General features: G+C 57.9%; 22 protein-coding genes. 21 read left to right on the forward strand and 1 reads right to left on the reverse strand.

What is annotated here, in order from left to right; all coding sequences use genetic code 11:
* Nucleotides 1–641: 641 nt before the first annotated feature.
* The 10 genes from ssuE (at nucleotide 642) to AK2_RS13775 (ending at nucleotide 11,724) form a co-directional block, all read left to right on the forward strand.
* The gene (ssuE, locus tag AK2_RS13730) at nucleotides 642–1,193 is read left to right on the forward strand and encodes an NADPH-dependent FMN reductase (RefSeq protein WP_067935604.1); all 552 of its coding nucleotides are present in this window, start codon (nucleotides 642–644) and stop codon (nucleotides 1,191–1,193) included.
* A 64-nt stretch (nucleotides 1,194–1,257) separates the two neighbouring features.
* Nucleotides 1,258–2,424, forward strand: coding sequence for an FMNH2-dependent alkanesulfonate monooxygenase (gene ssuD / locus AK2_RS13735; protein ID WP_067935685.1), 1,167 nt, complete (start codon nucleotides 1,258–1,260; stop codon nucleotides 2,422–2,424).
* Nucleotides 2,425–2,493: 69 nt separating this feature from the next.
* A complete protein-coding gene (locus tag AK2_RS13740; RefSeq protein ID WP_083521223.1) occupies nucleotides 2,494–3,510 on the forward strand; it encodes an aliphatic sulfonate ABC transporter substrate-binding protein in 1,017 nt (338 codons plus the stop codon).
* Between the two features lie 37 nt (nucleotides 3,511–3,547).
* Nucleotides 3,548–4,390 carry an ABC transporter permease gene (locus AK2_RS13745; protein WP_245632915.1) on the forward strand — a complete coding sequence of 281 codons (843 nt, stop codon included), beginning with the start codon at nucleotides 3,548–3,550 and terminating at the stop codon, nucleotides 4,388–4,390.
* A gap of 11 nt (nucleotides 4,391–4,401) precedes the next feature.
* Nucleotides 4,402–5,232 carry an ABC transporter ATP-binding protein gene (locus AK2_RS13750; RefSeq protein ID WP_083521225.1) on the forward strand — a complete coding sequence of 277 codons (831 nt, stop codon included), beginning with the start codon at nucleotides 4,402–4,404 and terminating at the stop codon, nucleotides 5,230–5,232.
* Between the two features lie 6 nt (nucleotides 5,233–5,238).
* Entirely contained in the window at nucleotides 5,239–6,675 is a 1,437-nt protein-coding gene (locus AK2_RS13755; protein WP_067935607.1) for a 4-hydroxyphenylacetate 3-hydroxylase family protein, read from the forward strand.
* Between the two features lie 74 nt (nucleotides 6,676–6,749).
* On the forward strand, nucleotides 6,750–8,120 hold the full coding sequence (locus AK2_RS13760) for an LLM class flavin-dependent oxidoreductase (protein ID WP_067935611.1): 1,371 nt from the start codon (nucleotides 6,750–6,752) through the stop codon (nucleotides 8,118–8,120).
* A 110-nt stretch (nucleotides 8,121–8,230) separates the two neighbouring features.
* Nucleotides 8,231–9,598, forward strand: a complete 1,368-nt coding sequence (locus AK2_RS13765) for a short-chain fatty acid transporter (RefSeq protein ID WP_217994709.1) — start codon at nucleotides 8,231–8,233, stop codon at nucleotides 9,596–9,598.
* Between the two features lie 65 nt (nucleotides 9,599–9,663).
* Nucleotides 9,664–10,848 carry an acyl-CoA dehydrogenase family protein gene (locus AK2_RS13770; protein ID WP_067935615.1) on the forward strand — a complete coding sequence of 395 codons (1,185 nt, stop codon included), beginning with the start codon at nucleotides 9,664–9,666 and terminating at the stop codon, nucleotides 10,846–10,848.
* A gap of 147 nt (nucleotides 10,849–10,995) precedes the next feature.
* The gene (locus AK2_RS13775) at nucleotides 10,996–11,724 is read left to right on the forward strand and encodes a GntR family transcriptional regulator (RefSeq protein WP_067935618.1); all 729 of its coding nucleotides are present in this window, start codon (nucleotides 10,996–10,998) and stop codon (nucleotides 11,722–11,724) included.
* A 77-nt stretch (nucleotides 11,725–11,801) separates the two neighbouring features.
* Here the strand turns inward: AK2_RS13775 and AK2_RS13780 are convergent, their stop codons facing one another.
* Nucleotides 11,802–12,974: an ROK family protein gene (locus AK2_RS13780; RefSeq protein WP_083521226.1), complete on the reverse strand. Its 1,173-nt coding sequence runs from the start codon at nucleotides 12,972–12,974 to the stop codon at nucleotides 11,802–11,804.
* 692 nt (nucleotides 12,975–13,666) lie between these two features.
* On the opposite strand from AK2_RS13780, the gene AK2_RS13785 reads away from it, so the two are divergent.
* The 11 genes from AK2_RS13785 to AK2_RS13835 all read left to right on the forward strand — a co-directional run bounded on the left by AK2_RS13785 (nucleotide 13,667) and on the right by AK2_RS13835 (nucleotide 26,894).
* Entirely contained in the window at nucleotides 13,667–16,021 is a 2,355-nt protein-coding gene (locus AK2_RS13785; protein WP_067935624.1) for a glycoside hydrolase family 3 N-terminal domain-containing protein, read from the forward strand.
* 169 nt (nucleotides 16,022–16,190) lie between these two features.
* The gene (locus AK2_RS13790) at nucleotides 16,191–16,817 is read left to right on the forward strand and encodes a zinc-binding dehydrogenase (protein WP_245632916.1); all 627 of its coding nucleotides are present in this window, start codon (nucleotides 16,191–16,193) and stop codon (nucleotides 16,815–16,817) included.
* A 219-nt stretch (nucleotides 16,818–17,036) separates the two neighbouring features.
* On the forward strand, nucleotides 17,037–18,209 hold the full coding sequence (locus tag AK2_RS13795; RefSeq protein WP_067935634.1) for a Gfo/Idh/MocA family protein: 1,173 nt from the start codon (nucleotides 17,037–17,039) through the stop codon (nucleotides 18,207–18,209).
* 11 nt (nucleotides 18,210–18,220) lie between these two features.
* Nucleotides 18,221–19,297, forward strand: a complete 1,077-nt coding sequence (locus AK2_RS13800; RefSeq protein ID WP_067935638.1) for a Gfo/Idh/MocA family protein — start codon at nucleotides 18,221–18,223, stop codon at nucleotides 19,295–19,297.
* A gap of 2 nt (nucleotides 19,298–19,299) precedes the next feature.
* The gene (locus AK2_RS13805; protein WP_245632917.1) at nucleotides 19,300–20,004 is read left to right on the forward strand and encodes a GntR family transcriptional regulator; all 705 of its coding nucleotides are present in this window, start codon (nucleotides 19,300–19,302) and stop codon (nucleotides 20,002–20,004) included.
* 44 nt (nucleotides 20,005–20,048) lie between these two features.
* Complete coding sequence (locus AK2_RS13810; RefSeq protein WP_067935642.1) at nucleotides 20,049–21,299, forward strand: enolase C-terminal domain-like protein; 1,251 nt, start codon at nucleotides 20,049–20,051, stop codon at nucleotides 21,297–21,299.
* A 2-nt stretch (nucleotides 21,300–21,301) separates the two neighbouring features.
* Nucleotides 21,302–22,069, forward strand: a complete 768-nt coding sequence (locus tag AK2_RS13815) for an SDR family NAD(P)-dependent oxidoreductase (protein WP_067935646.1) — start codon at nucleotides 21,302–21,304, stop codon at nucleotides 22,067–22,069.
* Between the two features lie 31 nt (nucleotides 22,070–22,100).
* The gene (locus AK2_RS13820) at nucleotides 22,101–23,354 is read left to right on the forward strand and encodes a hypothetical protein (protein WP_067935649.1); all 1,254 of its coding nucleotides are present in this window, start codon (nucleotides 22,101–22,103) and stop codon (nucleotides 23,352–23,354) included.
* A gap of 117 nt (nucleotides 23,355–23,471) precedes the next feature.
* Nucleotides 23,472–24,443, forward strand: coding sequence for an ABC transporter permease (locus AK2_RS13825; RefSeq protein ID WP_245632918.1), 972 nt, complete (start codon nucleotides 23,472–23,474; stop codon nucleotides 24,441–24,443).
* A gap of 13 nt (nucleotides 24,444–24,456) precedes the next feature.
* Nucleotides 24,457–25,311: a carbohydrate ABC transporter permease gene (locus tag AK2_RS13830; RefSeq protein ID WP_067935652.1), complete on the forward strand. Its 855-nt coding sequence runs from the start codon at nucleotides 24,457–24,459 to the stop codon at nucleotides 25,309–25,311.
* Nucleotides 25,312–25,343: 32 nt separating this feature from the next.
* Nucleotides 25,344–26,894: an extracellular solute-binding protein gene (locus tag AK2_RS13835; RefSeq protein WP_067935656.1), complete on the forward strand. Its 1,551-nt coding sequence runs from the start codon at nucleotides 25,344–25,346 to the stop codon at nucleotides 26,892–26,894.
* Nucleotides 26,895–26,899: the final 5 nt, after the last annotated feature.

The following is a 26,899-nucleotide window of genomic DNA, read 5'->3' on the forward strand; positions in this document are numbered from 1 at the left end:
GCCTTCCCCCTTCCTCCCGGGGAAAAGCCCCTACTGAAACTTTACACGCTCATCATTTCAGTCCGGGTCAGGTTCCAATAAGTGAGACATCTCACTGTAGGCATTAGGCGATCGTGAATGGAGAGTGGACCCATTGACGCAGGACGTACTTGACCCAAGGCCTGGCCGCATGGGCCCTTGAGCGCAGGTAAGTGCACCTGCAGCCACTCTTCTGCTGCCCACTGCTTGCGCATGGCAATGTCGTGCCCGTGGGAGACACTCTGCGCGGCTGCCACCCAATTCGTACGCTTTTGCTGGGTGACACCTGTACCGGTACGAAAGTCCTCCTCATTAACTCAAACCGTCATCATGCGACCCAAGGGGTCCACTCCGGATACACTCCACCGTGTTCCATGTCGCATCATTCGACGGGCCAAAAGGTGAAACACCTGTCCCTCAATAACACCTAGATTCGCGGTGGTCGTGCTCTGTCGCCCATTGTCCATTGCTCACCCGTCATAACGTTATATCGAATACAGATTATTCACCTCGAAATCATCAACATTTTATTGAGAAGCGAGTAAGCCCCACATATACTCAACTTAGCTCATCGGAGTTTATGGAATTCATGAATTGCATCGGAGAGATGAGGAGGATGCCGAATGACCCGTATTGCTCTGGTTTCTGGAAGCCCATCGGAGCCATCCCGACTCGCGGCCGCGCTGAAATGGCTCAGTGAACATTTCGAAGCCCACGGCATTGACACGCAAACCATCCTGGTTCGGGATCTGCCGCCTGAGGACTTGTTGCTTGCCAGAACCCAGAGCGCAACGATTTCCCGAGTGAACCAGATCATTTTGGATGCGGATGCGGTGGTCATCGGAACTCCAATCTATAAGGCGTCGTATACCGGAGTGCTCAAGGCTTACTTAGATTTACTGCCAACCGGGGCGCTGGAGAACAAGCCCGTTCTGCCGGTGGCTGTCGGCGGCACCATCGCCCATTTGTTGGCCTTGGAATACGCGCTGAAGCCGGTTTTGTCCGTGCTGGGAGCCACAGCTTTGGAGAAGAGTGTTTTCGGGTTGGACACGCAGTTTATACGCAATGAATCGCCCGGCGGATATGATATCGCGCCAGACCTGCAGGAACGGCTGTCCGAGGCTGTGCAAGCTCTCCTAAAGAGATTCGATCCGGTAGCTTTGCGCTTGTCGTGAGTTCGCGCCAAGAGCAGCACGGAGGACATTGAGCCAAGCAGGAGCGACGGAGGTGGATGTGTTTATGGAGTTGTTTTGGTTTATCCCCACACACGGCGACGGTCGTTATCTGGGAACCCGCCAAGGCGCGCGGGCTGTGAATCACGCGTATTGCCGCCAAATTGCACAGGCTGCAGACGAAGTTGGGTTTTCCGGTGTGTTGTTGCCGACCGGTAAGTCGTGCGAGGATGCCTGGATTGTGGCGTCTACCATTGCGCCGTTCACCAAGCGCTTGAAGTTTCTCGTGGCGGTTCGCCCAGGGTTGATGTCACCGACGTTGGCGGCACGTATGGCGGCCACGTTGGATCGGTTTTCCGACGGCAGGCTGCTCATCAATGTGGTGACCGGCGGAGATCCGGTAGAAAACGCCGGGGACGGCCTGTTTCTGCCACACGACGAGCGGTACGCCCTGACCGACGAGTTCCTGTCGGTATGGAGACGCCTCCTGTCCCAAGAAGGCAAGGTAGATTATGCAGGCGAACGTCTGCGCATTGAGGGCGGTGAGGTACTCTATCCACCGGTGCAAAAGCCTTATCCGCCATTGTATTTTGGCGGTTCATCACCTGCGGCGATGGAAGTTGCAGCCCGGCATGTCGATGTATATCTCACCTGGGGAGAGCCACCTTCCCAAGTGGAAGAAAAAATATCCAAGGTGCGCAAGCTAGCGGAAGAGCAGGGACGGAAACTGCGGTTCGGCATCCGGCTGCACGTGATTGTTCGGGAAACCGCGGATGCGGCCTGGAAAGCTGCAGATGAACTCATCCAATACCTGGATGACGACACGATTGCAGCGGCACAACAAATATTTGCCCGCATGGATTCCGTGGGTCAGCAGCGCATGAGTCAGCTGCATAAAGGAGACAGGTCGCACCTCGAGATCAGTCCAAACTTGTGGGCGGGCGTAGGATTGGTCAGGGGAGGCGCGGGCACGGCGCTCGTCGGTGATCCGGAAACGGTGGCGGCGCGCATCAAGGAGTATCAAGAGCTTGGTATTGAGACCTTCATCCTCTCCGGTTATCCACACCTGGAGGAAGCATACCGGGTGGCCGAACTGTTGTTCCCTCTGCTCCCCGTTGAGAAAAGCCGCAGCGCGGATGAGCGTTCCTATATCAGTCCGTTTGGCGAAATGATTGCCAATGAGTTGATTCCGGATTCGCGCGATTCCGTCGCCTCCGGGTCGGCGACCTCATAAGGTCCCTGTAATCAGAGAGAACAAGTCTGGGAAATGGTGTAACCGGGCGTCCAACGAGGGGGAGAATGGATGAGAATACGGAAAGACGTTGTGCGGACGGCTGCAGTCGTTCTGATGACGGCGCTGGCAACCGCCGCTTGCTCTCCAAGCAACACAGGCAACAGTACCCAGACATCCGCACAAAATAAGCACCTTCCGAAGGTGATCCGGCTGGATTACGCTTACTACTCTCCTTTGAGCTTGGTGCTGAAGAGCCAGGGCTGGGCAGACCAAACGTTTGCCAAGGAAGGAATCAAGGTGCAATGGGTTTTGGACCAGGGGAGCAATACAGCGATTCAGTATCTGGACAGCAACAGCATTGATTTCGGAACGACCGCAGGAGGAGCGGCTGTGGTGGCGGCCGCCAAGGGATCACCGATTGAAGGGGTATACGTGGCCTCCAAGCCGGAATGGACGGCCTTGGTGGTCAATAAAGACTCAGACATTCATAGCGTTGCCGACTTAAAGGGGAAGACCGTGGCTGCCACGCTGGGGACGGATCCATACATTTTTCTGGTCCGGGCCCTTAAACAAGCCGGGCTATCCGTGAATGACGTAAAGATTGTGAATCTCCAACACAACAATGGCGCCGACGCATTGTTGAGGCACCAGGTGGATGCTTGGGCAGGACTGGATCCCTACATGGCCAAGCTGCAAGTCCAGGACGGAGCGAAATTGATCTATCGCAACCCAAATTATAATTCCTACTGCGTTTTGAACGTGCGGGACAATTTCGCCAAGACGTATCCTGACGCCGTGCGGCAAGTCTTGGAGTTGTATGAAAGGGCCAGGACATGGACAAAATCCCATCCGCAACAGGCGTTGAAGATCGTGGAACAGGACGCCAATCTGCAGCCTTCTGTGGCCAAGGTGGTTATGGACCGGAATGATTTTATAGATCCAGTCCCATCAGAGGCGGAGCGTCAGACCTTGGTGGAGACGGGACAAGTTCTCCAGCAGTCGAACATCATTCCGAAGAGCGCAGACGTTAAACAGGTGGTTGCCAAGTATCTTCAGCCTCAGTTTGCGCAGCAGGTCGTCAAGTGAGGATGAGATGGGAGCTATTGGATGGGGGAGGGCTCGTATGTCGGTTTCACCATCCGCCCGGAGACTGGTGCAGAGAATTCTGGTCGGCATTGTGATTCCCGTTGTGGTCGTGGTTCTGTGGCAAGTTCTCTGTCAACACGGTGTGTTCCCGTCCGATCTGCTGCCGGCACCCAGTGCCATTTGCCAGGCATTCGTGGCCATGGGCAGCAACGGAACTCTTTGGGCTGATGTGGATGCGACATGTGTCCGGCTCGTCCTAGGGTTTGTGTTTGGTGCTTTGGCGGGGCTTGTTCTGGGCGCATTGGTCGGTTTTTTCGAAACGCTCGAATGGCTGATTGACCCGATGATCCAATCCGTGCGATCCGTCCCATCGCTTGCATGGGTCCCCTTGTTCATCCTTTGGATGGGCATTGGTGAGGGCTCAAAGATCACGCTGATTGCCGTAGGTGTCTTTTTTCCCGTGTATTTAGCCACGATGAACGGCATTCGATACGTGGACAGGAAACTGCTTGAAGTCGGTCAAGTGTTTCGGTTTCCCCGGTGGAAATTGATTTGGCGCATCACCATTCCCAGCAGTTTGCCGGCTATTTTCACCGGGCTTCGGGCGGGGTTAGGGCTCGGGTGGATGTTTGTGGTCGCGGCGGAACTGATGGGGGCCAGTCAGGGATTGGGCTACTTATTGGAGACCGGACAAAACACGTATGCCCCGGAGTTGATAGTGGGCAGCATCGTTCTCTTTGCCATTCTGGGCAAGGTCTCGGACGGCATTTTGCGTGTTTTGGAGCGAAGGTTGTTGCACTGGCATGACAGCTTTGGCAACCGCGAGACTGGATGGCCGCAGACACGGGGTTCGCTGGACACGCAAGCACCAGGGCACTAGGGGGATGGTGCATGCTGGAAATTCGTGAGTTGACCAAAGTATTCAAGAACGGGAAGGTTGCCTTTGAGGACATATCTTTCCGCGTCGGGCCTGGGGACATTGTCGGCATCCTGGGGCCAAGTGGGTGCGGGAAGAGCACGTTGCTACGTGTCATCGCGGGCTTGGAGCAGGCCGAATCGGGAGTAGTGAGTTTTTACGGCCAGCAGGCGGGCAGCCAAATCCAAGATGCGGTGGGCGTGATTTTCCAGGAGCCGAGGCTCATGCCATGGTTGACGGTCTTGGACAATGTTTCATTCGGTCTCCAGGCTTCGAGGAAAACCAGGCATCAAGAAGCTTCGGCAATTTTGGAAAAAGTAGGCTTGCGGGGGTATGAATTGTTTTACCCTCGCCAGTTATCCGGTGGGATGGCGCAACGCGTTGCGATTGCCAGGGCCTTGGTCGCGTCCCCGGACATTTTGCTGTTGGATGAGCCGTTCAGTGCGTTGGATGCGTTCACGCGGATGCAGCTGCAAGACCTGTTATTGGAGATTTGGGCAGAGAACCGCTGCACGTTGCTGTTGGTCACCCATGACATTGACGAAGCGCTCTATCTCTGCAACACCATCGTCGTTATGCAAGGGCAACCGGGGCGTGTGGCGGAGGTGGTCACTCTGCCTGCGGACAGGCTTCACACCCGAGACCTGGAGTCGCTGGCAGACGTGAAGAAATCTATCTTCAATATTTTGAAGTTGCAGGGGGCCAGTCTGGCATCCAGGCAGAGTCGAACCGCACCCCAGTCCACAGGTTCGTCTCTGACCGTTTCGGAACCTATCCCGTCGAATACAACGTCTGGAGGAATGTAAATCGCCATGGACAGGGGACAGCGCTTTCTGGCCAGTCTGCGCGACGGCCGAAACGTTTGGCTGGACGGTCAACGGGTGCCGGATGTCACAAAGCATCCGGCTTTCACGGGAACGCTTCGTACCATTTCACGCTTGTTCAATACCTTGGATACCCCAGGTATTCAAGAGCAGATTGGATTCGTGAGTCCGCGGTCGGGGAGTTATGTTCACAACGCGTTTCTGGTGCCCAAAAGCCAGGAAGATTTGGGCCGCCGCACGGCGGCGTTTGCACATTGGGCCGAGCAAACCCAAGGTGTAATGAGCCGCTTGTCCGACTATGCCAGGTCGATGGTGACCGGATGGTATGCAGTACGCGAGGCGTTCGCCGCGGATGATCCGCACTTTGTCGAGAAAATCACCCGGTACTACGAAACGGCCAGAGACGAAGACCGGTTCTTGACCACCGCCCTGCTCGATCCCCAAATCAATCGAGCCAAGCGAATCGACGACGAGAATCCCGATGCGGTGTTGCGTATTGTACGGGAGAATTCGGATGGCGTGGTTGTCCGTGGGGCCAAAATGATTGCTACGGCCGCGCCTTATACGCACGACTTTTTGATCTTCCCTTTTTACCACGTGGATGCGGCCCATCCTGAATACGCGCATGCCCTCATTGTGCCCGCCAACCTTCAGGGCCTTCATATTGTCTGCAGGGAGTCATTCGCGTCGGCGGACACGGAACAGCATCCGCTCAGCAGTCGATATGACGAGATGGACGCCGTGCTGATCTTTGACGACGTCCTGGTACCGTGGGAGCGCGTGTTGCTGAAGAACAACCCAGACGCAGTGTGGCGGCTTAGGCAAAACACTTCGGCGAACGCTCTGGCATTCCATCAAACCGTTGTTCGGGCGGTGGCCAAACTCCGGTTTGTGACGGGGGTCGCCTGCGCCGTGGCGGAGGCGATTGGGGTCAACGGATTTCTCCACGTCCAGGAGAAACTGGGGGAGCTGTTGACCCAGGTTGACACCCTGCAGGCTCTCGTCACGGCTTCTGAAGTGTACTCCTATCTCGATGAATTTGGCAACCAGATTCCGGCCATCGGGTATCTGGAAACAGCCCGCAACCTTAACAGTCGATACTATCCGCGTGCAATCGAGATTTTGCAGCAAGTCGGAGCCGGCGGATTCATGCAGGTGCCATCACGCGCCTCTGCTTACGAAGGAACGGTGTCTGATCTGATTGACAAGTACTTCGCTGGAGCTACTGTGCCCGCGAGTGCCAAGATCAAGCTATTTCAACTTGGGTGGGACCTTATCGGCAGTCAGCTGGGTGCTCGGCACCAGCTGTATGAACGGTACTACGCGGGTGATCCGGTACGCATGTATGCCAATCAGTACCTTCATGCGGACAAGCGGCCATACACCCAGCCGGTGTGGGATCTCATCCGCCAGTCTGAGGCGTGAGGGCCGGTCCAGGTCGACGGCTCCGCAGCAACGACGGTCGACTGGTTCCCGTCCGGCAAGGAGTGAGCACAGGGATGAAGCACGACAGGATCTATCTCAACGCCTTTGTGATGAATTGCGTAAGTCACCAATCTCCAGGGCTCTGGACGCATCCGTCGGACCAAGGATACCGCTATACGGATATCGATTTCTGGGCCGAATTGGCCCAGACATTGGAGCGCGGTCGGTTTGACGCCGTGTTTTTGGCGGACGTACTGGGAGTGTATGACGTCTATCAAGGCTCGCGGGATGCAGCAGTTCGGCATGCCGCTCAGGTCCCGCTCAATGATCCGATGCTGATTGTGCCGGTCATGGCGCAGGTCACAACCCGTTTAGGTTTTGGTGTCACGGCATCAGTCAGTTATGAGCCTCCTTATCTATTCGCACGCCGGATGTCCACGCTGGATCACTTGACCAAGGGGCGAGTGGGCTGGAATATCGTGACTTCCTACTTGGACAGTGCAGCGCGCAACCTGGGCCTCCAGCGACAGATGGATCACGATGCCCGTTATGACATCGCCGAGGAATACCTTGAGGTTTGCTACAAGCTCTGGGAAGGCAGCTGGGAAGACGATGCTGTCGTGCGGGATCGCAGGCGGGGGGTCTACGCGGAACCCGATAAGGTGCATGCCATTGGACACCATGGCACCTATTTCACTGTTCCCGGAATCCATCTTTGCGAGCCCTCTCCCCAGCGCACGCCGGTGTTGTACCAGGCGGGGGTGTCCAGGCGCGGGCGCGCGTTCGCGGCACGCCACGCAGAGTGTGTGTTCATCATTGCACCGACCTTGGCCATGGCCAAGACCTATGTGCAGTCTATCCGGGCGGAGGCAGAAAAGATTGGCCGAGACCCGTCGCAAATCCGCGTTTTTTCCATGTTCACACCCATTGTTGGCCGGACCCAGGCGGAGGCGGAAGAAAAGTACCTGGATTACATCCAACACGCAAGCTACGAGGGGGCGCTCGCCCTGTACGGGGGATGGAGCGGTCTGGACCTTTCCAAATACGGGCCGTCGGAGCCACTGCAATATGTCCGCAGTGACGCCATTCACTCAGCGGTGGAAGTCTTTACGAAAATGGATCCGGACCGTCAGTGGACCGTGGAGGAAATCGCCCGGTTTATCGGAATTGGCGGCCGGGGACCTGTGTTCGTGGGCACTGCCGACCGGATTGCCGACGAGATGAAAGCCTGGGTGGACGAAGCGGGCGTGGACGGATTCAATGTCGCGTATGCCGTCATACCCGGGACGTTTGTGGATTTTGTCGACATGGTCGTCCCCACGCTCCAGAGGAGGGGGCTCGTATGGAACGATTATGCGTTCGACACGCTGCGGGGCAACCTGTACGGCGGTCGTCCGTACTTGCCTGACGACCATCCCGGGAGACAAGTGCAGGTGAGAAACTAGCGCTTTTTGGGAGGAGAGGCCAAGCGAAGCGGTGCCCCTTTTTACTCCCTTGCTGTCCAAGGGCAACGGGGCATGCATAAGGCCGCGGGTGTCCGGAAGGAGGCATAATGGTGCAGTCCAACGTCGTCTTGAAACAACAACCCGTTGTACGAATGAATCCCTTGCAACGCACGACCCAGTTCTTCGCGGCAGTCATGGAGAGATATCTGCCGGATCCGTTTGTGCTTGTGATGATGCTGACCCTGGTGATGCTCCTTTTAGGCATCACGGTTTCTCATCAGAGTTTGCCGGCGATGGTACGGGATTGGTCGAACGGTTTTTGGGGGTTTTTGGAGTTTTCCATGCAGGTCGCGTTGGTGGTGGTGACGGGATACGCCTTGGCAGTATCTCCGCCAGTCGCCAAACTTTTGAACTGGTGTGCCTCCCGTGTCCATAGTCCCCTTGGGGCGATTGTGTGCGCGACCGTGGTCTCGTGCATCGCTTCCTACATCAATTGGGGATTCGGGTTGATTGCCGGGACTTTGATGGCGCAGCAACTCGCGAAGCGGATTCGTGGTATTCACTATCCGCTGTTGATTGCGAGCGCCTATTCAGGATGGATTGTGTACGGCCTCGGGGTGTCCGCGACCATTCCTATCACCCTGGCCACGGCTGGCAATCCGTTCGCGGCGTCGATTGGCGGATTAATCTCCTTGCGGCAAACTGTGTTTCTTCCGGCTGTTGTGGTGGATGCAGTCGTCCTGATGGTCACCCTGCCCATACTCAATATCCTCATTCACCCGAAGCGTGACGCCGTGTTCGATATCAATCCGTCTTCATGGGAAACGACGGATAGACAGGACAGCGTGCCGGCGGCCAGGACGCCGGCCGAGAAGTTGGAGAGGATGCGGCTGCTGAATGTCATCATGGTGCTCATGGGAGCCGGCTTCCTGGGCTATCATTTTTCCTCCGGTGGGTCTTTGGACATTGACACATTGAACGCTATCTTCCTCTTTTGTGGGTTGTTGTTTCATGGCACTCCGGCAGCCTATGTTCGCGCTGTGTCAGAAGGCGTTCGAAGCATTGGCGGCATTGTGCTCCAGTTTCCGTTTTACGCCGGCATTATGGGCATGATGAAATCCTCAGGACTGGCGGTCGCCATTTCCAAGTGGATGGTTGATATCTCGACTGTGCACACCCTGCCTCTGTTTGGACTTTTGAGCTCTTTTCTCATCAATTTCTTTGCTCCTTCTTCAGGGGGGCATTGGGCGATTCAGGGACCATTTATGATTGAAGCAGCCAAAAGCCTGGGGGCCGATGTGGCGAGAACCAGTATGGCCGTGCAGATGGGCTGCTCATGGAACGACTTAGTGCAACCCTTTTGGCTGATTCCCATCTTAACGCTGGCTCGTCTAAGCGTCCGCCAGATTATGGGCTACACCATCGTACCCTTCTTCTGGGTAGGTATCGTCTACGTCGTGACCGTCTTGATTTGGTAGCACCGGAGTTTGCGCGGAGGGCCCAACTGACCGTAACCGTTTCACTGGAAAAGGAGGGTATTGGCATGCCATCTGAAGCTATCAAGGAAAGCATCGATTATATGGAGAAGGCAGCCCGATTGGCAAGACGGTTTCGCGAAGATGCCGTGGAACGCGATAAAGTGGGTGGCACCCCAAAAGAGCAGCGGGACTGGATACGCGAAAGCGGGTTGTTGAAACTGTTGATTCCCAGGAGTTACGGCGGTTTCGGTCTGCCCTGGTCCGCGGTCCTGCGGGTTGTACGGGAGTTCGCCCGCACCGACGCAGCCCTGGCTCATGTGTACGGATACCATTTTCTCAGCCTTTCATCCGTACATCTTGCTGGAACAGAGGAACAACAGCGGTACTACTACACGGAGACAGCCAAATATAACTATTTTTGGGGGAATTCTGTGAACCCTCTTGACAACCGTACGTTCGGAGAGAGAACGTGCGATGGCGTGATTGTGAACGGAAGGAAGTCATTCAGCTCTGGGTCTCCAGACTCGGATATGCTGGTTATTGCATGGAAAGATCAAGAAACCAGGGAATTGCGCAAAGGCATTGTACCAACTGACCGTCCGGGGGTGATCGTGCATGACGACTGGGATTGCATGGGACAGAGGCAGACAGGCAGCGGGACAGTATCTTTTCACAATCTGAAGCTGCATTCATCCGAGATCCTGGAACGAGCTTATATGGAGGACAACGCATTTTCCACGTTGACTCCCATTCTTTCCCAGAGCATTCTCGCGTCGGTATTCGTCGGCAGTGCACTGGGCGCCCTGGAGGAAGCTCGGCAATATACGAAGACGGAGGCACGGGCCTGGTACCGATCAGGGGTTGAAAACGCGTCCGACGAGCCATCGACGCTAAGTCGGTACGGACAGATGTGGACAAATTACCAGGCAGCACTCAGCCTCGTCGAGAAAGCGGCTGTGAAGCTGGACGAAACGTGGGAGAAAGGCGTGTCGCTCACGGATGAGGAGCGAGGGGAATGTGCAGTGCTGGTGGCAGCCGCCAACGTCCAAGCGGGCAACACAGCGCTTGATATCACTTCGCGGATTTTCGAGGTGATGGGCGCTCGTTCGACAGCTTCCCGTTATGGGTTCGACCGCTTCTGGCGCAATGTGCGCACGCATACATTGCACAACCCTGCAGAGTTCAAGCTGCGGAACGTTGGGAATTGGTTTGTAAACCGGGAGTGGCCAGAGCCCGGGTATTACTCTTGAGGTCTACGGGCCAGACACCACCCCCTGAAGGCAGAAAATTGACTTTACCAAGAGGATTACTTTATAATGTTATCAACTCTTCCCATACATCCTGGGTCCATCTGACTTTCTCAAATATGGAATGGCCACTGCAGAGGGGGCTCGCGTGTGAAGACGGGCGTTCCGCTTTACCAACACCTCAAGGCTGAAATTTTGCGCGACATTCAGGCCGGAAGGTGGCGCCCAGGTGATCAAATTCCCTCGGAAACAGAATTGGCGCAGGAAATGGGTGTAAGCCGGATAACGGTCCGCCAGGCCATCGCTGATCTCGTGTCGCTCGGATACCTAGCTAAACGGCAGGGCAAAGGGACGTTTCTACTGCGACATAAAGAATCTCTGACGGCGTCGAAGCTTCGTGGTTTCGCCGAGGAGCTGCGGGCACGTGGGTGGCAGGTCAAAATGGACGTTAGAGGGGTACGCATGATGACGACGTATCCCCAGATTGTGGCTGACCATCTGCGCATTCAACAGCCTGCCCAGGTGATTCAGATTCGTCGTATTGCTTGGGTCGAAAATGAGCCCGTGTTTCGAGAAACCTCCTATTTAATTCCTCCGCCCAAGGCGGCTTTGGACGAGCTCCAACAGCATGTGGACGCGTACAACCATATCTATGGTTTTTTTGAACAGCATGGTGTGAGGATATCTTTTGGCAGTCAACAGATTTCCGCGACGCGTTCCGTGTACGAAGACATGTTGGAGCTGGGCATCCGCAGCGACGAGCCGGTTCTCATGATTCGACGTGTAACATCGGATCAGACCGGCACCCCGGTGGAATTTTCCGAAGTGCGCTATGCCTCCAGCAGGTATCAGTTTGAAGTGAGCCTAGTGCGGGAATGATGGTGAAGCAAAGCGGGCGTTTCGAGCGGCCATTTGGCCGCTCTCAGCCCGCAAATCTATAGGATATACTCAACCACTCACGCGGCCGTCTGGGGGCCGGCGAAGTATTCGTGCAGCACCAGGGACGCGGCACCGACGGCGCACGCGTTGCGGCCGAGGGACGAGGTCTGGATGCGCAACTGCGTATAAGGAACGGTGAAGCACCGGTTCTGCACGGCCTGCTCCAGTGGGCGCAGCAGCCACTCTCCGGCTGCGGACAAACGGTTGCCAATGAGGATCAGCGAAGGATTCAGTCCCCCCACCAGGTTGGCCACCCCGATGCCCAGGTACTGACCCACCGTTTGAATGGCCCGCAACGCGTCCGCATCCCCAGCATCCAGACGTGCCAGGATGTCTTCACTGCTGCAGGCCAATCCGGTCAATTGACGGTACTTCTGCACGAGCGCGCGCTCCGACGCATACATCTCCAGACAGCCATGATTTCCACAGGAGCATTTGAGCCCCTGCGCCTCAATCGTCATGTGTCCGAACTCGCCAGCGATACCTTGGCTGCCGCGTACCAACTCGTTGTTGACGATGATGCCCGTGCCGATACCCGTGCCAGCGCTTATGTAGATGAGATCCGACACCTCTTTGCCGACACCAAACAACTTCTCGCCGAGTGCGCCCGTGTTGGCCTCATTATCCACGTAGACCGGTAGGTTGAGGTAGTTCTCCAGGAGCGCGCTGAGGTGCACGTCGCGCCACGCCAGGTTGGGCGCGTTGAGCACGATGCCGTGGGAATAGTCCACCAGTCCCGGAACGCCAACGCCCATACCAATGACACCGAGCGACGAAGACGGAAGCTCCGCTTTGAGGTCATCCACCGCGTGCACAATGGATTCCACCATCTGTTGGGGGCTCTTGTTGTCCGCCAGGGGAAATTCGCGGACAGCCACAATTTCTCCGGACAGGTCGCTCACGATGATGCGGACATAATCCACGCCCAAATCTACTCCGACAACATAGCCAGCTCGGGAGTTGAACAAAAGCAAGACTGGCCGCCGCCCTACACGGGCGCGTCCGTGGCCAATCTCCAGCACCAGGTCTTCGTGAATCAATTCTTCTACAATGCTCGATACTGTCGCCTTGTTCAGGCCCGTCTGAACGGAAATCTGCGTCCGCGAGATAGGACTGTGGAAGCGTAGGAGGTTAAGAACAATCGACTTGTTCAACTCCTTGATGAAGGCTTGATCACCTGTTCGTTTCATGCTGCTATCGTCCTCTATCATGAAATTCATTCTTACATTAGAAAAAGCAATGCCACAACCAGTTCCAAATCGCCATCCCAACATGCGTTTTGCATATGATCGGCGCCTTTTGTCAGCAAACCACAAATAGTTTGTTCAGTCAACTATTGAAATCATCCGGACAGCGCTCCGCTTACGCGCCACATGTGCGCAGGTGCGACGTTCCGCTTTGAAAATCGGTGTCTGGGAATTCTCTTGTATTTCCTCACCTGTTCACGGATCTCCTGCTTGTCAGACTCGCTCAATTGCCGATGTCCAGTTCGTTCCGGTCTATGTGCTTGACGGAATCGATGCGGGTGCTCGCGAACACCTAGTTCATCGTATCGATGATATATACTTACATATACTCACGCACATCGTCCCGAGACAAGCCGGGGACCAGTTTCTTCCATCCTCGGTTGGAATAGTCCATTATCACCTCAAGGGCTACATCCATTAAGACATAAAAATTCTGCGGGTCTTGAAGGAATCGGGCCAAGTCTCTCGAATATAGCAATTAAAATAGTTTGTTGCCTATCTAAACTAATAGAAATCTAGGTTACAACTGGGTCACAAGGTACATTCCATCTGACTTGCTTGTCGGTATATGGCCACACAGCCTGCTAGACTGTGAATCCGGTTTCTTGCAGGAATACTGAGGGAGGAATGGTAACATGACACCTTATCTCGACGCTGCTCGGCCCATCGATGAGCGTGTGGACGATCTCCTCGCTCAAATGACCCTTGAGGAAAAAGTCGCCCAGCTCACCTCGTTCTGGGCCTACGAGGTGTTGGACGGTTTGACCTTTTCCGAGTCGAAGGCTGAGCGCCTGATGCACCACGGCATCGGCCAGGTTACCCGCATCGGCGGCGCCACCAATTTGGGCCCGGTGGAGACTGCGCGGTTGGCCAATCAGATCCAATCCTATCTTCTCCAGCACACGCGCCTGAAAATCCCGGCCATGGTGCACGAGGAGTCGTGCAGCGGCTACATGGCGCAAGGGGCGACTTGTTTCCCGCAGACGATTGGCATCGCGAGCACTTGGGACGTGGACGTGGTGCGCCGGGTGGGCGAGGTGATACGTGCCCAGATGCGGGCGGCGGGCGCACATCAGGCGCTGGCGCCGCTCCTGGATGTGACGCGGGATCCGCGCTGGGGCCGGGTGGAAGAGACGTTCGGGGAAGACCCGTACCTCGTCGCGCAGATGGGGATCGCTTATGTGCGCGGTTTGCAGGGCGATAGCCTGCGCGAGGGTGTTGTTGCCACGGGCAAGCACTTTGTCGGGTACGGGGCTTCGGAAGGCGGGATGAACTGGGCGCCCGCGCACATCCCGGAGCGGGAGCTGCGGGAGGTATACCTGCATCCGTTCGAGGCGGTGGTGCGCGAGGCGCGTCTCGCCGCCATCATGCCCGGCTACCACGAGCTGGACGGGGTCCCGTGCCACTACTCGCATGAACTGTTGGCGGAAACCCTGCGCGGCCGCTGGGGATTTGACGGGATTGTCGTCTCCGACTACTTCGCTATCAACCAGCTCTTCGAGTACCACCGGGTGGCCAAAGACAAGGTTCAGGCAGCTGAGTTCGCGGTCAAGGCAGGTGTGGACGTGGAGTTGCCGAGCCGTGACGTGTACGCCCAGCCGCTGATAGACGCCGTGGCCTCAGGGCGCCTTGAGGCGGCCGAGGTGGACGCGCTGGTGCGCAGGGTCTTGACCATGAAGATGCGGCTCGGCCTGTTTGAGCACCCGTTTGTGGACGAGGGCCAGGCCATCACCGTGTTTGACAACGCCGAGCAGCGCGGACTGGCGCGCGAGGCGGCGGAGAAGTCCATTGTGCTGTTGAAGAACGACGGCGTGCTGCCGCTCTCGCGCGAGGTTTCGCGGATTGCCCTGATCGGGCCCAACGCCGACAGCGTACGCAACATGGTCGGCGACTACGCGTACCCGTGCCACATCGAGTCGCTGCTGGAGATGCGGGATGACGACAACGTGTTCCATACCCCGCTGCCGGAAAATGTCGATACGGTGGACCAGTTTGTGCGCATGAATAGCATCCTGCAGGCGCTGCGGGCGAAGGTCGGGCCCGAAACCGAGGTCCGCTACGTCAAAGGCTGCGACGTGCTGGAGACGGGCGCCGACTTTTCCGAGGCCATCGCGGCCGCCAGAGACGCGGAGGTGGCGGTGGTCGTGGTCGGAGACCGCGCGGGTCTGACCGCGGGGTGCACGACCGGGGAATCGCGGGATCGGGCGACGCTCGGACTTCTGGGTGACCAGGAACGGTTGGTTCAGGAGGTGGCCGCCACCGGCACGCCGACAGTCGTGGTCCTGATCAGCGGCCGCCCGCTCGCCATCCCCTGGCTTGCCGAACACATTCCGGCGATTGTCGAGGCGTGGCTCCCGGGCGAGGAGGGGGCCGAGGCGGTAGTCGATGTCCTGTTTGGCGACGTCAACCCCGCGGGTCGCTTGCCCATCAGCGTGCCCCGCTCGGTCGGACAGGTGCCGGTGTACTACGGGCACAAGCTCTCCGGCGGGCGTTCGCACTGGACTGGCAACTATGTGGATGAGAGCACCAAACCGCTCTTCCCGTTCGGGCATGGACTCAGCTACACTCGTTTTGAGTATCGGGACCTTGCCTTCTCGAGCCCGCGGGTGGATGTGCACGGGCAGGTCGAGATTGCCTGCACGGTGCAAAACGTCGGAAATCGCGACGGCGACGAGGTGGTCCAGCTTTACATTCGCGATCCGCAGGCGGACGTCACCCGTCCGGTGAAGGAGCTGAAAGGTTTCGCCCGCATCCACTTGGCAGCCGGTGAGTCGGCGCGGGTGACGTTCACCCTGTCCGCCCATCAGTTTGGGTTTTACAACCGAGCCATGGAGTTTGTCGTGGAACCGGGCGAAATCGAGGTGATGGTGGGCGCCTCCAGTGAAGACATCCGGCTTCAGGGCGTCTTCACGCTGACCGGCGAGACGGCTAGGGTGGAAGACGAAAAGGTGTTCACCACCCGCGTGCAGGTCCACCCGTCCGTCCATTGAATTCGGTTCATCTTTTGCTGCGGGCTGTGTGTGGGCGCAGCCGGGTTGTCCCATTCTCTCCAGGATGGAGCCCGGCATCCCCTGCGGGAAGTGTCCCCAGTGTCGGCAGGGTCGTTACAATCTGTGCCCGGACGTGCGGTTTTTTGCCACGCCGCCTGTGGACGGAGCGATGACGGAGCGGATCAACCACCCGGCTGCGTTCACCCATCCCGCCGACGGCTTGACCCCAGAGGAGGCCAGCCTGGCGGAGCCATTGTCGGTAGGGATTGCCGCGGTGCGCAAGGCGGCGCTGCATCTAGGGGAGCGGGTGCTCATCCTGGGAGCCGGCCCTGTGGGCCTACTGACCGCCCTTGCGGCCGACGCCGAAGGGGCGGTGGTGACATTGTGCGACGTGCAAGTCGACAGGTTGAAGGTCGCGGAGCAGTTCGGGTTCTCGACCTTGGTCTTCGACGCCCAGCGGGATGGTGTGTACGACGCGGTCATCGACTGCAGCGGCAGTGGTCAGGCGGTAGCCTGGGGGCAGCGAGTGGTGCGGCCCGGCGGGCGCATGGTCTTGGTCGGGATGGGGGCGGCCGGGGCCGTGCAGCTCGACGGTTTGGACCTGTGCCTGCGCGAGGTGTCGGTGCAGGGCGTGTTCCGCTATGCCAACACGTTCCCGGCGGCGATTGAACTCCTGCGGCGGCGCCGCGACGTGTTACCGGTCTTCACGGGGCACAAGATTGCGCTGGCGGAGCTGCCTCGTTGTCTGCGCACCGGATCGTACAAGAACCATGTGAAAACCCTGGTCATGCTGTGACCGACTATAACGAATGCTATCTGGACAAGCGCGAGAAGATCGACCGTCTGCCGCGCTGGCTAAGAGTCCGGCGTCCCGGGCTGCAGCAGCGTTGCCGGGCGGTCGAGAATTCTCTCTTGACTTGAATACAAGTATACAATAGAATCCGGGGTGAAAGGATTCCGTCTCTTTCGGCTTGGGCGAGAGATGCGAGTTTACATACAGCGAGGAGGCGTTGGCATGGTCAAGGTGGCCGTCATTGGCGCCGGGGCGATTTCTAGCAGACATATCCAGGCATACCTCACGTTTCCAGGTAGAGCTGAAATTGTGGCTGTATCGGATGTGTACCCGGAGAAGGCGGAACAGCAAATCGCGCGCTACAACCTGAACGCGCGGGCGGTCAAAGACTACCGTGAGCTCTTGGGCAATCCGGAGATTCAACTGGTCTCGGTGTGCACGCCGCCGGGAACGCACGCGGAGATCACCTGCGCCTTTCTCCAGGCGGGAAAGCACGTGTTGGTCGAGAAACCGATGGCCGCGTCTCTGGCGGAGTGCGATCAAATGCTGCGAGCGGCCGAAAGGGCGCAAAAGGTGTTGTCGGTGGTGGCGCAAAACCGTTTCCGCACGCCGATGATGAAACTCAAGCAAGTCCTGGAGGCCGGGGTGGCCGGCAAGGTGTTGCACGCACAGGTGGATTCGCACTGGTGGCGGGGGCACAGCTACTATGACCTGTGGTGGCGGGGCACCTGGGCGAGCGAGGGCGGCGGGTGCACCTTGAATCACGCCGTGCACCACATCGACGCCCTGCAGTGGATGATGGGGATGCCGGCACAGGTGCAGGCGGTGATGGCCAACCTGGCCCACGACAATGCGGAGGTTGAGGATATCTCGCTGGCGCTGCTGCGGTTTGGCAACGGTGCTCTGGCGCACATCACCAGTTCGGTCGTCCACCACGGCGAGGAGCAGCAGCTCGTGTTCCAGGCGGAAAAGGCGATGGTGGCGATGCCATGGCGATTGTACGCCTCTGTCTCGCGTGAAAACGGATTCCCCGAGCGGGCTGTAGATGTCGAACGGGATATCCAGGGCTTCTACGACTTGCTGCCGGAGCTTTGCTACGAAGGTCACACAGGGCAGATCGACAACGTGTTGACGGCGCTGGAGACCGGGCAGCCTGTGCTCATTGACGGGGTTCAGGGGCGGCGAACCCTGGAGCTCATCACCGCCATCTACAAGTCGGCCATCACCGGAGAACCGACAACACTGCCGCTCGCCGCAGATGATGAATTCTATACCCGCGACGGACTGCTTGCGCGGGCGCCCCACTTCTATGAGAAGACGAGTTCTGTCGTTTCCTTTGCGGACAACGAGATCACGACCAGCGGCACCTACGGGCGCAACGCGCAGGTCAGGTAGGAGGCGTCACCATGTCGAAAGCGGACGGGATGAACTACGCCCCGAAGGGGAAACCCAACCCGGTTTGCGAAAAGGGGGACTTTGTGTTTGCCGCCGTGGGGCTGGATCACGGCCACATCTACGGCATGTGCAACGGGCTCTTGGAGGCTGGTGGAGAGCTTAAGTGGGTGTATGACGAAGACGAGGAAAAAGTGCAGGCGTTTCAGCGGACGTACCCATCCGCCCGGGCGGCAAGGTCCGTGCAGGAGGTCCTGCAGGATGCGAGCGTACACCTGGTCGCCAGCGCTAAGGTGCCCGCGGACCGGGCGCCGCTCGGGATCCAGGTGATGCGCCATGGCAAAGACTATTTCACCGACAAGCCGCCGCTGACCACCCTGGACCAGGTCCGGCAGGTGCGCGAGGCGGTGGCGGAGACGGGGCGCAAGTACGCGGTGTATTACAGCGAGCGGCTGCACGTGGAGAGCGCGGTCTTTGCCGGGCAGCTCATTGCGGACGGTGCGATTGGCCGCGTGGTGCAGGTCATCGGCATGGGCCCGCACCGAATCGGCCTCGGGGGGCGACCGGATTGGTTCTTCAAGCCCGAGCGCTATGGCGGTATCCTGTGCGACATCGGCAGTCACCAGATTGAACAAGTCCTCTTTTACACCGGATGCGACGACGCGGTCATCGCGCAAAGCCGGGTGGCCAACTACCGGTACAAGGAATTCCCGGAGTTTCAGGACTTCGGAGATTGCGCGTTGAACCTGGGCAACGGGGCCACGGGATACTTCCGCGTCGACTGGTTCACGCCGGACGGATTGCGCACGTGGGGAGACGGCCGCACGTTCATCCTTGGCACGCACGGGTACATCGAGCTGCGCAAGTACATCGACGTCGGCCGCGACGCTGAGGGTGACCACGTCTACCTGGTCAACGATGAAGGGGAGCATCACATCCCGGTTTCCGGGCGTGTCGGGTATCCGTTCTTTGGAGAGCTCATTTTGGATTGCTTGGAGCGAACGGAGAGGGCGATGAGCCAAGAGCATGCCCTGAGGGCGGCGGAGCTGGCGGTGCTCGCCCAGCTGCAAGCCGTCCGCCTGGAGGGCTGAGCGTGGCCAATCCGTTTGGAATGGAGACCGACCGCCGCTCCCTCAGTGAACAGGCGTACGAGGCAATCCGCGAGGCGATTTTGTCGCTCCGATTGGAGCCGGGCCGCGCGGTGTATGAGAACGAGCTGGCCACCATGCTGAACATGAGTCGGACGCCGGTGCGAGAGGCGGTGCGGACCCTCCTCGTCGAAGAATTGATAGAGGTGCTGCCGCAGCGCGGGATGAAGGTGGCGCTCATCTCCGAGAAGAAGGTGGAAGAGGCCCGCTTCGTCCGCGAAAGCCTGGAGGTTAGCGCGCTCAGGGCGGCTATCGCACGCTGGCACACGAACGCCGACTGGGGCATGCGGCTGCGGGACGAGGTGCAAGCGGCTCTGCACGCCCAGCGAAAGTCGGCTCAGACTGGCGACGTGTTGGGATTTCTGGAGGCAGACGAACGGTTTCACCGACTGCTGATGGCCGCGGCGGACAACCGGACCCTGGTCTCGATTGTCGCCCAGATGCGGGCCCATCTCAACCGCGTGCGCACCCTGTCGCTGCAAGAGTTGAAGAATGTGCAGACCCTGATTGAAGAACACGAGCAACTCGTGTCCGTGCTTGCAGCCGGCGACGAGGAGCGAGCGGTCAGTTTGTTGACGCGCCACCTGCGCCGGCTGCAACAGGACGTGGCCGTCGTGCGGAGCCAATACCCTCTGTACTTTCGCGACTAGAGAAGTTTTCGGGCAGAAGGGACACAGCAAAGAGGTGGATTTGGATGCGTATCTCAGACATCCGCGCGACAACCGTCAGCGTACCATTGGAAGCTCCGCTGCGCCACAGCAACGGCGCCCATTGGGGCCGGTTTGTGCGGACCGTTGTCCAGGTGGAGACCGACGAGGGGATCATCGGCCTCGGGGAAATGGGTGGCGGTGGCGAGAGCGCCGAGCAGATGTTTCGGGCCCTCCGTCCGTACCTGATTGGGCATAACCCGTTTTTTCTAGAGGAGCTGCGGTTCAAAATCGCCAATCCAACCGCCAGTCTCTACAACAACCGGACGCAGGTCCTGGCGGCCATCGAATTTGCTTGCCTCGACATCATGGGCAAGGCCCTGGGGGTGCCGGTGTACCAACTGCTCGGGGGAAAACTGCGGGATCGGGTTCCGTTTGCCAGCTACCTGTTCTTCCGGCTGCCCGATGACGCATCGGGAGAGGGGGAGGTACGCACCGTTGACCAATTGGTTGAGTACGCCCGCGATCTCCGCCAGCGCTGCGGCTTCCGCTCGCACAAGTTGAAAGGCGGCGTGTTTCCGCCCGACTATGAATTGGAGTGCTACCAGGCCCTGGCGGACGCCTTTCCCGAGGATACTCTCCGGTATGATCCAAACGCAGCGCTGAGTGTCGAGGAGGCGATTCGCTTCGGTAAGGCCATCGTCCACCTGAACAACGACTACCTGGAAGACCCCACCTGGGGCTTGAACGGCAATCGCCGCGTACGCGGCATGGTCGGGTTGCCGCTTGCCACCAACACGGTGGTCGTCAACTTCGAACAGCTGGCTGAGAACGTCCTCAACCCAGCCGTCGATGTGGTGCTTCTGGACACCACGTTCTGGGGCGGCATTCGCCCTTGTATCAAGGCAGCCGGGGTTTGCGAGACGTTTCAGATGTCCATCGGCGTGCACTCGTCGGGGGAATTGGGCATCCAGCTCGCCACCATGTTGCATCTGGGGGCGGTGCTTCCCAACCTGACGTTCAGCGCTGACGCCCACTATCATCACCTGCGAGACGACATCATCGCCGGCGGCAAGTTTGCGTATGTGGACGGTTGCATCGAGGTCCCCGACGGCCCGGGGCTGGGTGTGACGCTGGATCCCGACAAATTCGGCCAGTACGCGGAGGAATATAAACGGCTCGGCGGCTACCCGTATGATCGCGATCCCGCTCGTCCCGGCTGGTTTCCGCTGATTCCGAACGACCGGTGGGCCGATCCGAACGAAGAATACGGGCGCATGGCCGTCAAGGAGGGATGAACATGCGGCTGCAACACCGTGTGGCGTTGGTTACAGGCGGCGGACGCGGTATCGGCGCCGCGATTGCCCGACGGATGGCCGATGAAGGAGCGGACGTCTGTTTGGTCAGCCGCACGTTCAGCGAGCTGGAGGAACAGGCGCGATGGATTGAAGAGAACACAGGGCGCCGCGCCTTGCCGGCGACCGCGGATGTCCGCCGGCCCGAGGATGTCCGGCAAACGGTGCGGACGGCGTTGGAGGCGTTCGGCAAGATTGACATCCTGGTCAACTGCGCCGGCATCTCGGTGGCTGACGCGTCCGAGGAACTGTCGTTTGAGCAGTGGAAGGAGTGCCTGGACATCAACTTGGACGGGACGTTCCTTTATTGTCAAGAGGTGGGCCGGCACATGATTGAGCGCGGGCAGGGAGGCAAGATCATCAACATCACGTCGGTGGTCGCCCACGCCGCCATTCCCGGACGAGCTGCCTACGCGGCCAGCAAGGGCGGGGTCAAGCAGTTGACGCAGAACTTGGCCGTCGAATGGGGTAAACATAACATCCAGGTCAACTCTATCACCCCCGGCTACATTTATACCGAGATCTTCCGCCGCTTCGTCGAGCAGGGAGTGCACCAGCCAGAAAAGCTGGAGGCGCGCATTCCCGCGGGAAGGATGGGGCGGGTGGAAGACATCGCCGGGCCAGCCGTGTTCCTGGCATCTTCAGACAGTGATTACGTGACCGGCACCACGCTGATTGTCGACGGCGGCGTGCTTGCAAACGGCTACATATAGCCGGAGCCTCGGAGGAAAGGAGAAGATGACCATGGCGGATGCGGATTTGGCGTCACTGGTAGCGCGTGTGGTCGATGAGACCCCAGCGTTCGATATGCATACCCACCTTTTTGCTCCGGAGATGGGATCCCTGCTGTTGTGCGGGGCGGACGAAGCCTTAAACTTTCACTATTTGGTGTCCGAATCGTTTCGCGTCCACCATATGCCCTATCACGAGTTTTGGGGGCTTTCCAAGGCGCAGCGGGCCGAGGTGGTCTGGAATTCGCTGTTTCGCGATACCTCACCCGTCAGCGAGGCCGCGTCCGGCGTCGTCGAGATTGCGCGGGCGATGGGCTGTGATACCGGCCGACTGACGCTGACCGCTCTGCGCGAGGCGCTGTCTGACGTGCCCACGGCTGAGTATATTTCCCGCATCATGAACCTGGCCAACGTCACGCACATCGTCATGACGAACGATCCGTTCGATGACCAAGAAACCGCCTTCTGGAGCGAGATGGGGGGGATGGACAAGAGGTTTCTCGCCTCGCTTAGGCTGGATAAGTTGATGAACCAGTACTCCTCGGTGGTGCCTGTGTTGATTGCCAAAGGTTACGAGGTGGACGAGTCCTTGTCCGGCCGCTCCGTTGTGGAACTGAGGCGGTTCCTGGAGGACTGCGCAGACGCCGTGCACCCGCTATACGTGGCGTTCTCCACGGCGGATGACTTTGTCTATCCGGAGCCAGACGGGGTGCGCGGGCGCATCCTGAAGGAGGTGGTGTTGCCGTTCTGCCGGGAACGGGGACTCCCGCTGTCCTTGATGATGGGCGCCCGGCGACAGGTGAATCCGGCGCTTCGCGCTGCGGGGGACAGCCTGGCCAATGCGCCTGTACGGCCGTTGGAGTCGCTGTGTGCGGATTACCCGGACAACCGGTTTCTGGTCAGCATGTTGGCGCGCGAGAACCAGCACGCCCTGGTCGTAGCCGCACGCAAGTTTCACAACCTGATGCCGTTTGGCTGCTGGTGGTTTGTCAATACCGACACCCTGGTGGAGGAAATTATCCGCATGCGTCTCGAGCTTCTCGGCCCGACTTTCATTGCGCAGCACTCGGACGCCCGGGTGTTGGAGCACCTGATTTACAAGTGGCAGAGGGCGAGACGCGTGCTCACGCGTGTCTTGGCCGATAAGTACGAGAACCTGCAGTCATCCGGCTGGCTGGTGACCGAAGACGTCATCCGCCGCGATGTCGAGCAGCTGTTCTCGGGGAACTTCAGGCAATTCGTCGGATTGGCCGAGTCCTCCGGTTGAGCACCTGGGAACATCAGCCCAGCGGTTTTGCGGAGTTGGTTCGGGTGCCGATGAGAGATCTGTGCAGCTCGACGTACAAATGTCTTCTTACATACTAGTATGGAGGTGATGGCTTGCATGAGCGACGTGATGACAGGGCAAGCGATTTCCGAACAGCCGGTGCCTAAGACGAAGTCTCGTCCAGTACACGAGTTGTGGCGGCGCGTTTGGAAGGAACGCTGGATATACGCCCTGTTCCTCCCCGGTTTTGCCTATTTCATCATCTTCAAATATTGGCCGATGTGGGGCGTGATCATGGCGTTTGAAAACTATCAACCGTTTCAGGGGGTGCTAGGCAGCCAGTGGGTCGGATTGGAAAATTTTCAACGCTTCTTTTCCGATCCGGCCTTTTGGCAACTGTTTCGCAACACGTTCATTCTGGCGGTCTACAACATTGTGTTCTTCTTTCCGTGCACGATTATTGTGGCTTTGCTCCTGAACGAACTGAGGATTCACTGGTTCAAAAGCTCTGTGCAAACGCTTATTTATATCCCGCACTTCTTTTCCTGGACCGTCGTAGTCGGCATCACGTACATGCTGTTGACGACGCAAGGAGGCTTGGTCAATGAGTTGCTCAATATGGTGGGATTGCACCAGGTGAACTTTTTGGAGAGCAGCGCCTGGTTCCGGCCGCTCATCGTGATCCAGGACATTTGGAAGGAAACCGGTTGGGGCACTATCATCTTTCTCGCCGCGTTGGCCGGGGTGAACGTGGAGTTGTACGAAGCCGCTCGCATTGATGGAGCCAACCGGCTGCAGCAGCTTTGGCATGTGACACTGCCCGCTATCCGCGGCGTCATCATCATCATGTTCATACTTCGTCTGGGCAGCTTTCTGGATGTCGGGTTTGAGCAGATATGGCTGATGCTCAACGCCATGAACCGAGACGTGGGCGAGGTCTTCGATACCTACGTGTATACTCTCGGCCTGCAGCAGGGGCAATTCAGCTACAGTGCCGCCATCGGGCTGTTCAAGTCGGTCGTGGGTTTGATCTTGGTGCTTGGTGCCAATAAAGTTGCGAAGTTGTTCGGCGAGGAAGGCATTTATTGAGGGGGGGAAGTGTATGAATCAACGCACCTTTGCTGGACGAGTGTTCGATACGGTCAACGTTGCCGTGCTCACGTTGGTGTCGCTGGCTACATTGCTCCCGTTTGTCTATGTGGTCGTCGCCTCGTTTTCCGCGACGGACGACATTATCCCAAAATCGTTTACGCTCAGCGCCTACCGATACCTGTTCTCGACTGACACGTTTGTGCGCAGTCTGGGTATATCCATTTACATCACGGTCGTCGGCACGGTGCTCAGTTTGGTTGCGACGGCGTTATCCGCCTACGCCCTCTCACACCGGAAACTGCCAGGCCGCAGGTTCTTCCTCTTGCTGGTCTTGTTCACCATGCTGTTCAACGGAGGGATGATTCCCACCTATTTCGTGGTGAAAGACCTGGGAATGATCAACACCCTGTGGTCGCTGATGATTCCAGGGCTCATCAGTAGCTTCTATCTCATTATCATGAAAAACTTCTTCCTCGAAATCCCAGAGGACTTGAAAGAAGCGGCGCGGATAGACGGGTGTACCGAATTGGGCGTTCTGTTCCGGGTGGTGTTGCCGCTCTCGTTGCCCGTGTTGGCCGCGTTTGGGCTGTTCTATGCGGTTGGCATCTGGAACCAATACTTTAATGCCATTCTTTATATCAATGATCAGACCAAGTGGCCCATACAAGTGTTGCTGCAACAGATCGTGGTGCTAGCCTCAGGCGGCTTCGGCAACGCCTCCGGTTCAGCCGACACGGTCCAGATTTTTGGACAAGGGGTGCGCATGGCCGTCATTGTCATATCCACCATTCCCATTTTGATAATATATCCTTTCCTGCAAAAACATTTTGCGAAAGGTATGTTATTAGGTTCAGTCAAAGGCTGAGCTGACAGAAGAATAGGGAGGTCGAAGATGGAATGGAAGCAAAGAAGAGGTCGATGATGGCAGGTAGTGCGGTTGCGGCAGGGGCGTTGTTGTTGACAACTGTTGTAAGCGGTTGCGGGGGCTCTTCCGGCGGAAACACCAGCAACAGCGGGGCCGCTTCGGGCTCCAAATCGCAGGGTCCGGTCACCATTTCCATGATCTATGACTTTGCCGGCAAGGAGTTTCCGAAGGCGGGTAACGAGGTCCAAAGGGCCATTGAGAAGTACACCAATACGAAGTTGAATATTCAGGCGCTTCCCAGCACGACGTACGCTCAGAAGATCCCAGTGATGGTCGCCTCCGGGGATTTACCTGACGTCATCGCCGGCGATCCGCACGCGCAAGGTTCATCCTGGCTGCTCAATGCCATTCAGCAGGGCCAATTTTGGGATCTCACTCCGTACATCAAGCAGTACCCGAAGTTGTTCAACATCAATCCGGTCATCCTGAAGAACGCGGAGGTGAACGGTCACCTGTACGGGCTGCCGCGGGTGCGTCCGTTGGCACGGAACGTCACCTTTGTGCGCGCCGACTGGTTGAAAAATCTCGGTCTCCAGGTACCGAAAACACTTAATCAATACCTGGATATGCTTAGAAAGTTCACCCACGACGACCCGGACAAGGATGGAAAGAATGACACGTTTGGTGCGTCGGTGACGACCGCATTTGCGACCACCGTCGACTCGTTCGCCGTCGCCTTCGGAGCGCCGAACAATTGGGAAGTCGTCAACGGGAAGTTCATCAAGGACGTGGACACTCCGCAGTATCTGCAGGGATTGGAATTTGAGAAGAAAATGTACGACGAGCACTTGGTTAACTCCGATTCGGCAGTCATCCAGCGGCCCCAGTGGGAAGGGTATTTCTTCGACGGGAAGGCGGGATCCATCGGTAACACGTCGAACACGGGCGACGCGTACCTGGCCAGCCTCAAACAGAATAACCCCAAGGCGGAGATTACCGCGTTCAGCGCGCTTAAGGCTCCAAATGGAAAGATCCGCGTACCCGCCGGTCCTGGCTACAATGGGGAGCTCATGTTTCCGAAGTCGTCCGTGAAGACTGAGGCACAACTCAAGCAGATCCTGGACTTCTTTGAAAAACTTGACGAACGCCCGATGGCCAACCTGCTCGCCTATGGAATCGAAGGCAAGGATTATACCGTGAAGAACGGCAAGGCAGTCATCAATCCCAACTCCGACTACATGGACACGGTTGGATATCCGTATCGTTACACATTGGGCGTGGTGGATCCAACCACCTATGCAATACCGGCCGCCAATCTGAGCGCCATTGACAAACTGACCAACAAGCTTGTCGAAGAGAACGACAAGTATGCTGTTGTGGACCCAACCTATACCCTGACCTCGCCCACCTACCAACAGCGCGGCGCGCAGCTCGACAAATTGCTGACCGATGCCAACACGCAGTTCTTGCTCGGCAAGATCACAGTACAGCAGTGGAAGGCGCAGGTCAAAAAATGGCATGAGGAAGGCGGTGACCAAATCGCCAAGGAGTATGCGGAAGCCTACGCGAAGCAACAGAAGTAGCCATG

The organism is Alicyclobacillus kakegawensis NBRC 103104 (assembly GCF_001552655.1).
In the GTDB taxonomy this organism is placed as follows: Bacteria; Bacillota; Bacilli; order Alicyclobacillales; family Alicyclobacillaceae; genus Alicyclobacillus_G; species Alicyclobacillus_G kakegawensis.

What these genes read in the sequence shown, in the direction of transcription:
- ssuE (WP_067935604.1), top strand. Translation starts at nt 642, where the DNA reads ATGACCCGTATTGCTCTGGTTTCTGGAAGCCCATCGGAGCCATCCCGA.
- ssuD (WP_067935685.1), top strand. Translation starts at nt 1,258, where the DNA reads ATGGAGTTGTTTTGGTTTATCCCCACACACGGCGACGGTCGTTATCTG.
- AK2_RS13740 (WP_083521223.1), top strand. Translation starts at nt 2,494, where the DNA reads ATGAGAATACGGAAAGACGTTGTGCGGACGGCTGCAGTCGTTCTGATG.
- AK2_RS13745 (WP_245632915.1), top strand. Translation starts at nt 3,548, where the DNA reads ATGTCGGTTTCACCATCCGCCCGGAGACTGGTGCAGAGAATTCTGGTC.
- AK2_RS13750 (WP_083521225.1), top strand. Translation starts at nt 4,402, where the DNA reads ATGCTGGAAATTCGTGAGTTGACCAAAGTATTCAAGAACGGGAAGGTT.
- AK2_RS13755 (WP_067935607.1), top strand. Translation starts at nt 5,239, where the DNA reads ATGGACAGGGGACAGCGCTTTCTGGCCAGTCTGCGCGACGGCCGAAAC.
- AK2_RS13760 (WP_067935611.1), top strand. Translation starts at nt 6,750, where the DNA reads ATGAAGCACGACAGGATCTATCTCAACGCCTTTGTGATGAATTGCGTA.
- AK2_RS13770 (WP_067935615.1), top strand. Translation starts at nt 9,664, where the DNA reads ATGCCATCTGAAGCTATCAAGGAAAGCATCGATTATATGGAGAAGGCA.
- AK2_RS13780 (WP_083521226.1), bottom strand. Translation starts at nt 12,974, where the DNA reads ATGAAACGAACAGGTGATCAAGCCTTCATCAAGGAGTTGAACAAGTCG.
- AK2_RS13785 (WP_067935624.1), top strand. Translation starts at nt 13,667, where the DNA reads ATGACACCTTATCTCGACGCTGCTCGGCCCATCGATGAGCGTGTGGAC.
- AK2_RS13790 (WP_245632916.1), top strand. Translation starts at nt 16,191, where the DNA reads ATGACGGAGCGGATCAACCACCCGGCTGCGTTCACCCATCCCGCCGAC.
- AK2_RS13795 (WP_067935634.1), top strand. Translation starts at nt 17,037, where the DNA reads ATGGTCAAGGTGGCCGTCATTGGCGCCGGGGCGATTTCTAGCAGACAT.
- AK2_RS13800 (WP_067935638.1), top strand. Translation starts at nt 18,221, where the DNA reads ATGTCGAAAGCGGACGGGATGAACTACGCCCCGAAGGGGAAACCCAAC.
- AK2_RS13810 (WP_067935642.1), top strand. Translation starts at nt 20,049, where the DNA reads ATGCGTATCTCAGACATCCGCGCGACAACCGTCAGCGTACCATTGGAA.
- AK2_RS13815 (WP_067935646.1), top strand. Translation starts at nt 21,302, where the DNA reads ATGCGGCTGCAACACCGTGTGGCGTTGGTTACAGGCGGCGGACGCGGT.
- AK2_RS13820 (WP_067935649.1), top strand. Translation starts at nt 22,101, where the DNA reads ATGGCGGATGCGGATTTGGCGTCACTGGTAGCGCGTGTGGTCGATGAG.
- AK2_RS13825 (WP_245632918.1), top strand. Translation starts at nt 23,472, where the DNA reads ATGAGCGACGTGATGACAGGGCAAGCGATTTCCGAACAGCCGGTGCCT.
- AK2_RS13830 (WP_067935652.1), top strand. Translation starts at nt 24,457, where the DNA reads ATGAATCAACGCACCTTTGCTGGACGAGTGTTCGATACGGTCAACGTT.
- AK2_RS13835 (WP_067935656.1), top strand. Translation starts at nt 25,344, where the DNA reads ATGGAAGCAAAGAAGAGGTCGATGATGGCAGGTAGTGCGGTTGCGGCA.